The 12,484-nt window shown below is 70.2% G+C and carries 12 protein-coding genes; 8 read left to right on the forward strand and 4 right to left on the reverse strand.

Annotated features, from left to right (window positions below):
- Positions 1-160: 160 nt before the first annotated feature.
- Positions 161-553, forward strand: coding sequence for a VOC family protein (locus tag OHS57_RS23880; protein ID WP_041985386.1), 393 nt, complete (start codon positions 161-163; stop codon positions 551-553).
- Between the two features lie 50 nt (positions 554-603).
- On the opposite strand, the gene rocD is transcribed toward OHS57_RS23880, so the two are convergent.
- Entirely contained in the window at positions 604-1,809 is a 1,206-nt protein-coding gene (rocD, locus tag OHS57_RS23885; RefSeq protein ID WP_328583290.1) for an ornithine--oxo-acid transaminase, read from the reverse strand.
- Between the two features lie 261 nt (positions 1,810-2,070).
- On the opposite strand from rocD, the gene glyA reads away from it, so the two are divergent.
- The 3 genes from glyA to OHS57_RS23900 all read left to right on the forward strand — a co-directional run bounded on the left by glyA (position 2,071) and on the right by OHS57_RS23900 (position 5,153).
- On the forward strand, positions 2,071-3,339 hold the full coding sequence (glyA, locus tag OHS57_RS23890; protein ID WP_328583291.1) for a serine hydroxymethyltransferase: 1,269 nt from the start codon (positions 2,071-2,073) through the stop codon (positions 3,337-3,339).
- Positions 3,340-3,389: 50 nt separating this feature from the next.
- Complete coding sequence (gene trpS, locus OHS57_RS23895; protein ID WP_041995296.1) at positions 3,390-4,403, forward strand: tryptophan--tRNA ligase; 1,014 nt, start codon at positions 3,390-3,392, stop codon at positions 4,401-4,403.
- Between the two features lie 153 nt (positions 4,404-4,556).
- Complete coding sequence (locus OHS57_RS23900; protein ID WP_041985379.1) at positions 4,557-5,153, forward strand: 2'-5' RNA ligase family protein; 597 nt, start codon at positions 4,557-4,559, stop codon at positions 5,151-5,153.
- A gap of 19 nt (positions 5,154-5,172) precedes the next feature.
- Here OHS57_RS23900 and OHS57_RS23905 read toward each other — a convergent pair whose 3' ends face one another.
- Complete coding sequence (locus tag OHS57_RS23905) at positions 5,173-5,946, reverse strand: SDR family NAD(P)-dependent oxidoreductase (RefSeq protein ID WP_328585150.1); 774 nt, start codon at positions 5,944-5,946, stop codon at positions 5,173-5,175.
- A 171-nt stretch (positions 5,947-6,117) separates the two neighbouring features.
- On the opposite strand from OHS57_RS23905, the gene OHS57_RS23910 reads away from it, so the two are divergent.
- Complete coding sequence (locus OHS57_RS23910; RefSeq protein ID WP_041985373.1) at positions 6,118-7,110, forward strand: YihY/virulence factor BrkB family protein; 993 nt, start codon at positions 6,118-6,120, stop codon at positions 7,108-7,110.
- On the opposite strand, the gene OHS57_RS23915 is transcribed toward OHS57_RS23910, so the two are convergent.
- Positions 7,058-8,341, reverse strand: a complete 1,284-nt coding sequence (locus OHS57_RS23915) for a D-alanyl-D-alanine carboxypeptidase family protein (protein ID WP_443042950.1) — start codon at positions 8,339-8,341, stop codon at positions 7,058-7,060. The genes OHS57_RS23910 and OHS57_RS23915 overlap by 53 nt on opposite strands.
- A 52-nt stretch (positions 8,342-8,393) precedes the next feature.
- On the opposite strand from OHS57_RS23915, the gene OHS57_RS23920 reads away from it, so the two are divergent.
- From OHS57_RS23920 to OHS57_RS23930, 3 genes are all read left to right on the forward strand, one after another.
- On the forward strand, positions 8,394-8,681 hold the full coding sequence (locus OHS57_RS23920; RefSeq protein ID WP_328583292.1) for an SCO4848 family membrane protein: 288 nt from the start codon (positions 8,394-8,396) through the stop codon (positions 8,679-8,681).
- Between the two features lie 109 nt (positions 8,682-8,790).
- A complete protein-coding gene (locus tag OHS57_RS23925) occupies positions 8,791-10,029 on the forward strand; it encodes a metallophosphoesterase (protein WP_328583293.1) in 1,239 nt (412 codons plus the stop codon).
- A 161-nt stretch (positions 10,030-10,190) separates the two neighbouring features.
- Positions 10,191-11,744, forward strand: a complete 1,554-nt coding sequence (locus tag OHS57_RS23930) for an ABC transporter substrate-binding protein (RefSeq protein ID WP_328583294.1) — start codon at positions 10,191-10,193, stop codon at positions 11,742-11,744.
- Here the strand turns inward: OHS57_RS23930 and OHS57_RS23935 are convergent, their stop codons facing one another.
- Positions 11,745-12,455: a TetR/AcrR family transcriptional regulator gene (locus OHS57_RS23935; RefSeq protein ID WP_328585151.1), complete on the reverse strand. Its 711-nt coding sequence runs from the start codon at positions 12,453-12,455 to the stop codon at positions 11,745-11,747.
- Positions 12,456-12,484: the final 29 nt, after the last annotated feature.

The raw sequence follows: 12,484 nt of genomic DNA on the forward strand, positions 1-12,484 counted from the left end.
TGAACGAGCCGACAACGCGGCGAGCGTGCGTGCCAGGCGTCGGAAGCCAGGCGGGATGTGTCAGACAGGCCCTAGGGTGGTCGGACGGCATCGCGTGCCGGTCACCGACCGGGTGAGGCATGGAGGTGTCCGTGAGTTTGCCTTACGGAGGCATTCCACCGTGTCGATCCAGTTGAACCACACCATCGTCCACGCCCGGGACAACCGGGCCTCCGCCGAATTCCTGGCGGGCATCCTCGGCCTGACGGCCGGGGACACCTGGGGTCCGTTCGTCCCCCTCGAACTCAGCAACGGCGTCACCCTGGACTTCGCGACCGTCCCGGCCGAGTCCATCGTCATGCAGCACTACGCGTTCCTCGTCACGGAGCGGGAGTTCGACGGGATCTTCCGGCGGATCCAGGACGCCGGGCTCACGTACTACGCCGATCCGCACATGAAGCAGCCCGGCGAGATCAACCATCACGACGGCGGCCGGGGCGTGTACTTCCTCGACCCGGCGGGCCACGGCATGGAAGCCATCACCCGCCCGTACGGCAGCGGCCCGGTGAGCTGAACCGCCGCCCCGCCCCCGGCTCGCCCGGGGGCGGGGTGCCGGTCCGGGGCCTACTCGCTGAGCACACCGCGCAGTTGGTCCAGGCCCCAGTCCAGGTCCTCCTTGCTGATCACCAGCGGCGGGGCGATCCGGATGGTGGAGCCGTGCGTGTCCTTCACCAGCACACCGCGCTCCATCAGCCGCTCGGAGATCTGCCGGCCCGTGCCGCGCGACGGTACGACGTCGACCCCGGCCCACAGGCCACGGCCGCGCACCGCGTCGACGGCGCCGCCGCCCACCAACAGCCCCAGCTCGTGGTGGAGATGGTCGCCCAGCTCAGCGGCGCGCTGCTGGAACTCCCCGGTCCGCAGCATCGCGATGACCTCCAGTGCCACCGCGCAGGCCAGCGGATTGCCGCCGAAGGTCGAGCCGTGCTCCCCGGGCCGGAAGACCCCGAGCACCTCGGCGGACGACACCACGGCGGAGACGGGGACCACCCCGCCGCCCAGCGCCTTGCCGAGCAGGTACATGTCCGGCACGACGCCCTCGTGCTCGCAGGCGAAGGTCTTCCCCGTCCTGCCGAGCCCCGACTGGATCTCGTCCGCGACGAAGAGCACGTTGCGCGCGCGGGTCAGCTCCCGTACCCCGGCGAGATAGCCGGCGGGCGGGACCAGCACCCCGGCCTCGCCCTGGATCGGCTCCAGCAGCACGGCGACGGTGTTGTCGGTCACCGCCGCTTCGAGCGCGGCCAGATCGCCGTACGGCACGATCTCGAACCCCGGGGTGTACGGGCCGTAGTCCGCCCGCGCCTCCGGGTCCGTGGAGAAGCTGATGACCGTGGTCGTACGGCCGTGGAAGTTGTCGGCGGCGACGACGATCTTCGCCTGGTTGTCCGGCACGCCCTTGACGCGGTACCCCCACTTCCTGGCGGTCTTCACCGCCGTCTCCACCGCCTCGGCCCCGGTGTTCATCGGCAGCACCATCTCCATGCCGCACAACTCGGACAGCTGGGTGCAGAATTCGGCGAACCGGTCGTGGTGGAAGGCCCGCGAGGTGAGCGTCACCCGCTCCAACTGCGCCTTGGCAGCGTCGATGAGCCGGCGGTTGCCGTGGCCGAAGTTGAGCGCGGAATACCCGGCGAGCATGTCGAGGAAGCGGCGCCCCTCGACATCGGTCATCCAGGCCCCCTCGGCCGAAGCGACGACGACGGGCAGCGGGTGGTAGTTGTGCGCACTGTGGGCCTCCGCCGAGGCGATGGCGCTCTCCGTTGTCGACACACGTTCTCCGTTCGATCGGGACAAGGTGTCCTGCGTGGGCGGGTACCTACCCCAGTTTCTCTCGCCGCAGGGCCGTACGGAGAAGAAACCCCACCGTCCCCATGATCGGGCGACAAATCCCTTACGCTGGCCGGGCACGGCGACTGGCGAGCGCGGAACGGACCGCGGGGGAGCCGTGCCAGCAGGACCGCACGAGGCGCCGCCCGCCTGGGCGCCCCGGGACCACGACCGAGCAGCACCGAGTCGTCCCGGGAGGACGCCATGACCCTGCCCCCGCACCACCCCGCCCTGTCCGCCGCCGACCCCGAACTGGCCGCGCTGGTCGGCGCGGAGGAGCGGCTCCAGGCCGAGACGCTCCGGCTGATCGCCAGCGAGAACTACGTCTCCGCCGCCGTGCTCGAAGCGTCCGGGACCGTCCTGCAGAACAAGTACAGCGAGGGGTACCCCGGCCGCCGCTACTACGAGGGCCAGCAGGTCATCGACCAGGTCGAACGGCTCGCCGTGGCCCGCGCCAAGGCCCTGTTCGGCGTCGAGCACGCCAACGTCCAGCCCTACTCGGGGTCCCCGGCCAACCTCGCCGTCTATCTCGCGTTCGCCGAGCCCGGCGACACCGTCATGGGGATGGCGCTGCCCATGGGCGGCCATCTCACCCACGGCTGGGGCGTCTCGGCCACCGGCACCTGGTTCCGGGGCGTCCAGTACGGGGTGCGCGCCGACACCGGCCGGATCGACTTCGACGAGGTGCGTGACCTGGCGCTCAAGGAGCGCCCGAAGGTCATCTTCTGCGGCGGTACGGCCATCCCGCGCACCATCGACTTCGCGGCCTTCGGCGAGATCGCGCGGGAGTGCGGCGCCGTGCTCGTCGCCGACGTCGCCCATATCGCCGGGCTGATCGTCGGCGGCGCCCATCCCTCGCCCGTGCCGTACGCGGACGTGATCTCCACGACCACCCACAAGACCCTGCGCGGCCCGCGCGGCGCGATGCTGATGTCGCGCGCGTCCCACGCGAAGGCCATCGACAAGGCCGTCTTCCCCGGCCTCCAGGGCGGCCCGCACAACCAGACCACCGCCGCCATCGCCGTCGCCCTCCACGAGGCCGCCCGGCCGTCCTTCCCCGAGTACGCCCGGTCCGTCGTCGCCAACGCCAAGGCCCTCGCGGAGGCGCTGCTGGAGCGCGGCTTCGACCTGGTCTCCGGCGGCACCGACAACCACCTGATCCTGATGGACCTCACCCCCAAGAACGTCCCGGGCAAACTCGCGGCCAAGGCCCTCGACCGCGCCGGCCTCGTCGTCAACCACAACGCCGTCCCGTACGACCCGAGGAAGCCTTTCGACCCCTCGGGCCTGCGCATCGGCACCCCGTCCCTCACCTCACGCGGCCTGGGTACGCGGCACATGCCCACGGTGGCCGACTGGATCGACCGCGGCGTCACGGCGGCCGGCGCGGGCGACGAGGACGCCCTGGCCAAGATCCGCACCGAGGTGGCCGACCTCATGACGGCATTCCCCGCCCCGGGCCTGCCCGTCTGACCGGACAACCCCGACCCGAGCTGTCCGCCGTACCTGAGAGAATGGTGAACATGCCCTCTGACCGTCCCCGCGCGCTCTCCGGTATCCAGCCCACCGCAGGTTCGTTCCATCTCGGGAACTACCTCGGGGCGATCCGCCAGTATGTGGCGCTGCAAGAATCCCACGACGCCTTCTACATGGTCGTCGACCTGCACGCGATCACGGTTCCGCAGGTCCCCGCCGAGCTGCGGGCCAATACCCGGCTCGCCGTCGCCCAGCTGCTCGCCGCCGGGCTCGATCCGGCGCGGTGCACGCTGTTCGTGCAGAGCCATGTGCCCGAGCACGCCCAGCTCGGCTGGGTGATGAACTGTCTCACCGGCTTCGGCGAGGCGTCCCGGATGACGCAGTTCAAGGACAAGTCGGCCAAGCAGGGTGCCGACCGTTCCACCGTGGGGCTCTTCACGTACCCGATCCTGCAGGTCGCCGACATCCTGCTGTACCAGGCCGACGCCGTGCCCGTCGGTGAGGACCAGCGGCAGCACGTCGAGCTGACCCGCGATCTCGCCGAGCGCTTCAACACCCGCTTCGGTCCGACGTTCACGGTGCCCGCGCCGTACATCGTCAAGGAGGTCGGGAAGGTCTACGACCTCCAGGACCCGACGATCAAGATGAGCAAGTCGGCGTCCACGCCCAAGGGCCTGGTCAATCTGCTGGACGACCCGAAGGTCACGGCGAAGAAGATCAGGAGCGCCGTCACCGACACCGGCTCGGAGATCGTCTTCGACGCCGCCGACAAGCCCGGCATCAGCAATCTCCTCACCATCTACGCCACGCTCACCGGCACCGGAATCCAGGATCTGGAGACCGCGTACGCGGGCAAGGGCTACGGTGCGCTGAAGACGGACCTCGCGGACATCGTCGTCGATTTCGTCACACCGTTCAGGACCCGCACCCAGGAGTATCTGGACGACCCGGAGACGTTGGACTCGATCCTCGCCGAGGGCGCTGACAAGGCCCGTACGGTCGCGGCGGAGACCCTGGCGCAGGCGTACGACCGTATCGGCCTCCTGCCCGCCAAGCACTGAGCACCCGGTCCTGCGACCGGGCACGCTGGTAAGCGCGGCGGCGGCGAGTCACACTGGCGGACGGCGCCGGGCATATCAGATGACCTGCGAAGCGGTACATCGGCCGTAAATGGTGCAAGTGGTGCGAATGACGCATCAAGTGAGGAGAACGACGTGGGGACCGTAACGCTCGGCGTTTCGATCGCGGTCCCGGAGCCGTACGGCAGTCTGCTCCAGGAGCAGCGTGCGGGCTTCGGTGATCCCGCGGCGCACGCCATCCCCACCCATGTCACGCTCCTCCCGCCGACGGAGATCGACCATGCGTCGCTGCCGGCCGTCGAGGCGCATCTCGCCGCCGTCGCGACGGCCAGCAGGCCCTTCCCGATGCGGCTCTCCGGCACCGGCACCTTCCGTCCGCTCTCGCCGGTCGTCTTCATCCAGGTCGTCGAAGGCGCCTCGGCGTGCAGCTGGCTCCAGAAGCGGGTCAGGGACGCCTCGGGACCCCTGGTACGGGAACTGCAGTTCCCGTACCACCCGCATGTCACCGTGGCGCACGGCATCGCCGAGGACGCCATGGACCGCGCCTACGAGGAGCTGTCCGAGTACGGCGCGCAGTGGAGCTGCACCTCGTTCGCGCTCTACGAGCAGGGCACGGACGGCGTGTGGCGCAAGCTGCACGAGTACGCGTTCGGCGGCGGCGGTGAGACGTACGGGGTGCCCTCGCAGAGCAGCCCGCGCGACCACCACCCCGCCCCCTCCCTTCGGCCTTAGACGGGCCGGGCCGGGCCCCTCAGAGCGGGAGGGTGCGGAACAGCGCCCTCGGCAGGTGCCGCAGCGCCGACATCACCACCCGCGTCGCCCCCGGCACCCACACCGTCTCCGAGCGCCGCCGCAGCCCCAGCTCCACCGCCGTCGCCACCGCCCCGGGCGTGGTCGTCAGCAGTGCCTCCGCCGGTCCGGCCGTCCGGCCGGCCGTCATCCGCGACCGTACGAACCCGGGCCTGACGATCATCACGTGCACACCCGTGCCGTACATCGCGTCGCCGAGCCCCTGGGTGAACGCGTCGAGCCCCGCCTTGCTCGACCCGTGGATGAAGTCCGTCCGCCTGGCCCGCTCACCGGCCGCCGCCGTCAGCACCACCAGCGAACCGCGCCCCTGCGCCTGGAGCGCCGCCGCGCACACCAGCGCCGCCGAGACCGCCCCGGTGTAGTTGGTCTGCGCGACCCGCACGGCCGCGAGCGGCGCCGCCTCGTCCCGCGCCTGGTCGCCGAGGACCCCGAAGGCCAGCAGCACCAGGTCGATGTCGCCCTCCGCGAAGACCTTGCCCAGCGCCTCCTCGTGCGCGTCCGTCTCCAGCGCGTCGAAGGCGACCGTACGGACGTCCATGTCCGCGTGCAGCGCCCGCAGCGCGCCCGCCGCGCTCTCCAGGCCGGCGGACGGCCGTCCGGCGAGCCAGACCGTACGGACCCCGCGGGTGATCAGCCGGCGCGCCGTCGCGAGTCCGATCTCCGACGTGCCGCCGAGGACGAGCAGGGACCGTGGGGAACCGAAGGCGTCCTTCATCGGGCTGTGCTCCTTCGTCAAGACAGACATGAAGGTGACCGTATCGCCCTATACCTCATAATTTGTCGCCTTCGCCATCCGACTCGTATGAATGGGTGGCTGACGGTCCGCCCAGCGAGAGGCGTGGCGATGTAACCGCTGGACTTCCGATTCGGGGGTAAATCTCCTTCCATGGACTGGCTGAAAAAGCTCCCCGTCATCGGCCCCGTGGTGGCCCGGCTGATGCAGACGCACGCGTGGCGGTCGTACGAGACGCTCGACCGGGTCCACTGGGCCAGACTCGCCGCCGCCATCACCTTCATCAGCTTCCTGGCGCTCTTCCCGCTGATCACCGTGGGCGCCGCGATCGGCGCGGCGCTGCTCAGCCAGGGGCAGCTGGACCGGGTGCAGAACAGCATCTCCAAGCAGGTGCCCGGCATCTCCGACCAGCTGAACATCGACACGCTCGTCGCGAACGCCGGCACGGTCGGGCTGATCGCGGGCGCGCTGCTGCTGTTCACCGGTATCGGCTGGGTCGGCTCCATGCGCGAATGCCTGCGGGCCGTCTGGGAGCTGGACGACAGCCCCGAGGGCAATCCGATCGTCCTCAAGGGCAAGGACGCGCTGGTCCTGTTCGGCCTCGGCGCCGTCGGTCTCGCCTCGCTCGGCGCCTCCGGGTTCGGATCGACCGCCGTCGGCTGGACGGCGGACAAGCTCGGCATCCCCGAAGGCGGCGCCGGCGGTGTGCTGCTCCAGGTCGCGGCGATCGCCGTCGCGGCCGTCGCCGACTTCCTGCTCCTGCTGTACGTGCTGACGCTGCTGCCGCGCGTGAAGCCGGAGCGGCGCAGGCTCGCGGTCGCCGCCCTGCTCGGCGCCGTCGGCTTCGAACTGCTCAAGCTGCTGCTCGGCGGCTATATGAAGGGCGTCGCTTCGAAGTCCATGTACGGCGCGTTCGGCGTGCCCGTCGCGCTGCTGCTGTGGATCAACTTCATGGCGAAGCTGCTCCTGTTCTGCGCCGCCTGGACGGCCACCCCCAGCAAGGAGCAGGAGAAGGAGCGCGCGGCGGAGCGGGAACAGGAGCAGGAGCGCGAAGAGGCGCGGGAGCGGGCGGCGGAGGAGCGGGCAGGGCAGGTCAGGGACGCGGACGCCGACGGACCAGGTCCGGCAGCGGCCAGCGCCGGTTGACCAGATAGGCGGCGGCCGCCAGCACGATCAGCGCGCCCGCCGTGATGGACAGCGCGATACCGACCCCGCTCGAACCGTCCGAGACGGCGGCCGAGGCGTTGGCCCTGGCACCGGCGTCGGGCGAGGGCTTCGGTGCGGCGCTGGGCTTGCCGCCCGCCTGCTGGGTGTCGGTCTTGGCCGACTTCGGCGGTACGAGCTTGCCGACGGGCGTCACCTTGCCGGCCGAGGCGAAGCCCCAGTCCAGCAGCCGCCCGGCCTCCTCGTACACCGCCTGGTTCTCGTCCGACGACGGGTTCATGACGGTGACCAGCAGCACCTTGCCGTCGCGCTCGGCGACACCCGTGAACGTGGATCCGGCGTGCGTGGTGTTGCCGTTCTTCACCCCGGCGAGGCCCTGGTACGGGCTGACGCCGCCGGCGCCGGTCAGCAGCTTGTTGGTGTTCTGGATCTCGAAGGTCGAGCGCTTCTTGCTCGGCTTCTTGCCCTTCTTGGCCTTGACCATCTCGCCGGGGAACTTGGCCGTCGCCGTCGAGCAGTACTCCCGGAAGTCCTTGTTCTGCAGCCCCGACCTGGCGAACAGCGTCAGGTCGTAGGCGCTGGAGAGCTGGCCCGGCTCGTCGTACCCGTCCGGCGACACGACATGGGTGTCCAGGGCCTGCAGCTCGTCCGCGTGCGCCTGCATGTCCTGGACGGTCTTCTTGACGCCGCCGTTCATGGCGGCCAGCACGTGCACCGCGTCGTTGCCCGAGCGCAGGAAGACACCCAGCCACAGGTCGTGGACCGAATAGGTGAGGTTCTCCTTCACCCCGACCAGGCTGCTGCCCTCACCCATGCCGGCCAGATCGGCGGGCGCCACCTTGTGCTGCTCGGTGCTGGGCATCTTCGGCAGCAGGGTGTCCGCGAAGAGCATCTTGAGCGTGGACGCGGGCGCCAGCCGCCAGTGCGGGTTGTGCGCGGCCAGTACGTCGCCCGACTCGGCGTCGGCGACGATCCAGGACCGTCCCGACAGCTTCTTCGGCAGGACCGGCGCACCGAGTCCGAGATCCACCTGCGTGCCCGCCATGGCGAGCCTCGTCCCGCCGACGCTCGACATCGTGGCGGGCGGCTGGGGCTGCTTGCCGTCCGCCCAGGAGGGCGCGGCGGTCAGAAGGGGCAGCAACGCGGCGGAGGCGACCGTCAGGGCGGTCTTTTTCAGAGCGGACACGCACCAGAACGTACATGCCCCGCCCATGGATCCCCACCCCAGCCTCTTCGGGCCGGGGGACGACGGCGATACTGGGTCCATGAAGCTCAGCCGCCGTGTCTCCTGGTTCCTGCTCGCCTTCGGAGTCTGGAGCTGGTGGATCTGGATCACCTTCGCTAAGAATCTCTGGCAGGACGGCAGCGGACTCGCCTTCGACGACGCGGGCGATCCGACCGCCTACTTCTGGGTGCATCTGATGCTGGCTGTCGCGTCCTTTGTATTGGGGACGGTGATCGGCGTCATCGGGTTCCGTAGTGTGCGCACGCTGCGGCGCGAACGGGACGACAACCAGCCACAGCCGGAACCGGAACCGACGCGCGTGCCCTGACCACGCACGTCGCCGACCACGGCCCGCCGTCCGGGCTCCGACCGGCGCCCGGCACACTGTGCCGACGGGGTGCGTCGCGCGGCGCGGCCGACTGGGGCAGGAGCCGTTCGTGATCGTGTTGGTCGTCTTGATGGTGCTGCTGGCCGTCGCCGTGGTGGGTGCGGCGCACTGGTACGTGTGGCGGCGGCTGGTCCGTGACACCACGGCCGACGGCAGCGGCTGGCGCAGGGCCGGTACGGCCCTCGCCGTGCTCATGCCGGTGCTCGCCGTCGGCGCGCTGGCCGTCGGGCGGTCCGGGGCGCCGTTCCTGCTCCAGCGCGTCCTGGCCTGGCCGGGGTATCTGTGGCTCGCCGTCCTGCTCTACCTGCTGCTCGCGCTCGCCGTCGGCGAGGTCGTACGGCCGTTGCTGCGGCGGCTGTTGGCGCGCCGGGCGAGCGGGGCCGAGCCGGTCCCGCCGGCCGGCCGGGACCTCCCCGAGACTGACGAAGCGTCAGGAAGCGTCGCCACGGCGACGGTCACCGTTCCTTCACGCCGCCTCTTCGTCGCCCGGGTCGTCGGCGGCGCTGCGGGCGCCGCGGCCCTCGGCACCGTCGGCTACGGGACGTACGGCGTGCTGCGCGGCCCGCGCGTCAAGCGCGTGACCGTGCCGCTGGCCAAACTGCCGCGCGCAGCGCACGGGTTCCGGATCGCCGTGGTCAGCGACATCCACCTCGGGCCCATCCTCGGCCGCTCGCACGCGCAGCGCGTCGTCGACACCATCAACGCCACCAACCCCGATCTGATCGCCGTCGTGGGCGACCTGGTCGACGGCAGCGTCAAGGACCTCGGCCCGGCGGCCGAACCGCTCGCCGGGCTCCAGGCGCGGCACGGCTCGTTCTTCGTCACCGGCAACCACGAGTACTACTCGGGCGCCGCCGCCTGGGTCGCGCACGTACGCGAACTGGGCCTGCACCCGCTGGAGAACGACCGGGTGGAGATCGCCGGGTTCGACCTGGCGGGCGTCAACGACGTGGGCGGCGAGAGCGAGGGGCACGGACCCGACTTCGACAAGGCGCTCGGCGACCGCGACCCGGCCAGGGCCTCCGTACTGCTCGCGCACCAGCCGATCGTCATCGACGACGCCGTGAGCCACGGCGTGGACCTCCAGCTTTCCGGCCACACCCACGGTGGTCAGCTGTGGCCGGGCAATCTCGTCGCCCGGCTCTCCAACCCCACCGTCGCGGGGCTCGAACGGTACGGCGACACGCAGTTGTACGTGTCGCGCGGCGCGGGCGCCTGGGGCCCGCCGGTACGGGTCGACGCGCCCTCCGACATCACCGTGATCGAGCTGGCGTCCCGGCAGGCATGACCGCCCGGATCGTTGATTTTCAGCCAACTGCCGCGAAGAGGTTTCAGTGACCTGACCGTTGTGCGGGACACCTCTGATTTCCCTTCCCCATGTGAAGTCCGTGTGATTGGGTGAGCGCCATCACGGTCAGGGGTGGGCGTGTGACAGAGGGGCACAACAAAATGCGGTCGATCCGTCTTCGGATACTCATCACATGCGTCGTACTGGCGATCGTCGGAGTGGGCGGCTGGCAGCTGCTCCCGTCCGACAACTCGGGGCAGAAGGTGATCACCGTCGGCACGACGGACGTCGTCACCTCGCTCGACCCGGCGGGGGCCTACGACGCCGGCTCCTGGGCACTCTTCGGCAACGTCTACCAATCACTGCTGACGTTCAAACCCAGTTCGGTCACACCGGTGCCCGACGCCGCCAAGAAGTGCGACTTCGTGGGCTCGGGTCTGATGACCTACCGGTGCGAGGTGCGCGACGACATCACCTTCGCCAACGGCCACAAACTCACCGCCGAGGACGTCAAGTTCTCCGTCGACCGGGTCGCGACGATCAAGAGCGACCAGGGGCCGCTGCCGCTCTTCAGCACCCTGAAGTCGACCGAGGCCAAGGGCCAGACGGTCACCTTCCATCTCCGCTCGCGTGACGCGACGTTCCCGCTGAAGATCGCGACCGGGGCGGGCGCGATCGTCGACCACACCGAGTACCCGGCGGACAAACTCCGCACCGACCACGGCGCGGACGGCTCGGGGCCCTACGTCATCAAGTCGTACGACGACGGCGTCCGCGCCCACCTGGCACCCAACCCCTCGTACCACGGGGCGATCGGCGAGACCGGCGGCCCGGTGGACATCCGCTACTTCAAGACCTCCGCCGACCTCGCCAAGGCGTGGAAGGCCAAGAAGGTCGACGTCACGCACCGGCAGATGCCGCCCGCCGTGATCGCGGGGCTCGACACCAGCGCCGAGGACATCCGGATGAACGAGGCGGACAGCGCCGAGATCCGCAACCTCGTCTTCAACGTGCGCCAGGGCTCACCGATGTCCCAACTGCCGGTGCGCAAGGCCATCGCCGCCGTCATCGACCGGGACAAGATCGTCACGGATGTCTTCGACTCGACGGTCGACCCGCTCTACTCGCTCGTGCCGCAGGGCATCACCTCGCACAGCACGGCCTTCTTCGACGAGTTCCCCGAGCCGAACGCCGACGAGGCGAAGCAGCTGCTGGGGGACGCCGGGATTTCGACACCGGTGGAGTTCTCGCTCGGTTACGCGCCCGGCGGCACGGCGGGACCCGAGGCCGCCGAACTGCGCAAGCAGCTCGAAGCCACCGGGCTCTTCAAGGTCAAGACCATCGGCAAGCCGTGGACGACCTTCCAGAAGGACTACGCCAACGGCGAGTTCGACGCGTACACGGTCGGCTGGCTGCCGGACTTCCCCGACCCCGACAACTTCATCGCGCCGCTGGTCGGCGCCGACAGCGCGCTGCAGGGCGGCTACCAGAGCAAACGTGTCGACCAACTGATCACGGCCACGCAGCAGTTCGGCGAGCGGGGGCAGGCGGCCGACGACTTCAAGGAACTCCAGCAGGTGATCGCGCGGGACGTGCCCGTCGTGCCGCTGTGGCAGAAGAAGGACTACGTACTGAGCAGCGCCGAGGTCACCGGCGCCCAGTACCTCTCGGACGGCACCGGCATCTGGCGGCTGTGGGAGCTGGGCTGGATCTGATCAGCTCTTCTTGCGGGCGACCGCCGCTTCGGCCATGCCCGGCAGGAAGTCGGTGAACAGCTCGTGCACGTCCTTCACCAGCGGTCGCAGCACCCGGAACCGGGCGAGCGCGACGCCCCGCGTGGTCAGCCGGGCGCCGCGCTCGGCCAGCCGGCGGCTGCGCTCGCTGCCCTCGGAGCGGTCGAAGACCCAGTACAGGACGAGCCCCATCTGCGAGAGCCACATCAGCTCGGGCAGGATGTCGGTCAGTTCGTCGGCGACCTTCGCCTTCGACCCGGCGAGCACCTCGCGGTGGACGGCGATGGCCGCCTCGCGGGCGTGTTCCGACTCGGGGGAGAAGGGGCTGAGCGGGGACTCGGGGTCGGCGGCGTTCTTGAAGAACTGCGCGGCGAACTCGTGGTACGGCGCCGCGATGTCGAGCCAGGCGGTCAGCACCCCGGAGAGCCGGGCGTCCAGATCGGTCTCCCGGTCGAGCACCGGCCGGACGGCGGCCCGGTGCTCGGCGGCGATCCGGTCGTAGAAGCCCTGGACGAGATGTTCCTTGGACGAGAAGTAGTAGTACGCGTTCCCGACCGAGACCCCGGCCTCCCGGGCGATGACCCGCATCGTGGTCTTGTCGTAACCGCGCTCCTGGAACAGCCGCAGCGCGGTTTCGAGGATGAGCGTGCGGGTCTGCTCGCTCTTGGGAGGCCTGGCGTCCTTCGTGTCCATCTCGTCCTTCACGGTCCCCGAGCCTAGTG

The organism is Streptomyces sp. NBC_00370 (assembly GCF_036084755.1).
In the GTDB taxonomy this organism is placed as follows: Bacteria; Actinomycetota; Actinomycetes; order Streptomycetales; family Streptomycetaceae; genus Streptomyces.

Excerpts from the sequence above, each read along its gene's own strand:
- OHS57_RS23920 (WP_328583292.1), top strand. The coding sequence starts at position 8,394 with ATGAAGCTCAGCCGCCGTGTCTCCTGGTTCCTGCTCGCCTTCGGAGTC.
- OHS57_RS23915 (WP_443042950.1), bottom strand. The coding sequence starts at position 8,341 with ATGGGCGGGGCATGTACGTTCTGGTGCGTGTCCGCTCTGAAAAAGACC.
- OHS57_RS23935 (WP_328585151.1), bottom strand. The coding sequence starts at position 12,455 with ATGGACACGAAGGACGCCAGGCCTCCCAAGAGCGAGCAGACCCGCACG.
- OHS57_RS23930 (WP_328583294.1), top strand. The coding sequence starts at position 10,191 with ATGCGGTCGATCCGTCTTCGGATACTCATCACATGCGTCGTACTGGCG.
- trpS (WP_041995296.1), top strand. The coding sequence starts at position 3,390 with ATGCCCTCTGACCGTCCCCGCGCGCTCTCCGGTATCCAGCCCACCGCA.
- OHS57_RS23905 (WP_328585150.1), bottom strand. The coding sequence starts at position 5,946 with ATGAAGGACGCCTTCGGTTCCCCACGGTCCCTGCTCGTCCTCGGCGGC.
- glyA (WP_328583291.1), top strand. The coding sequence starts at position 2,071 with ATGACCCTGCCCCCGCACCACCCCGCCCTGTCCGCCGCCGACCCCGAA.
- OHS57_RS23910 (WP_041985373.1), top strand. The coding sequence starts at position 6,118 with ATGGACTGGCTGAAAAAGCTCCCCGTCATCGGCCCCGTGGTGGCCCGG.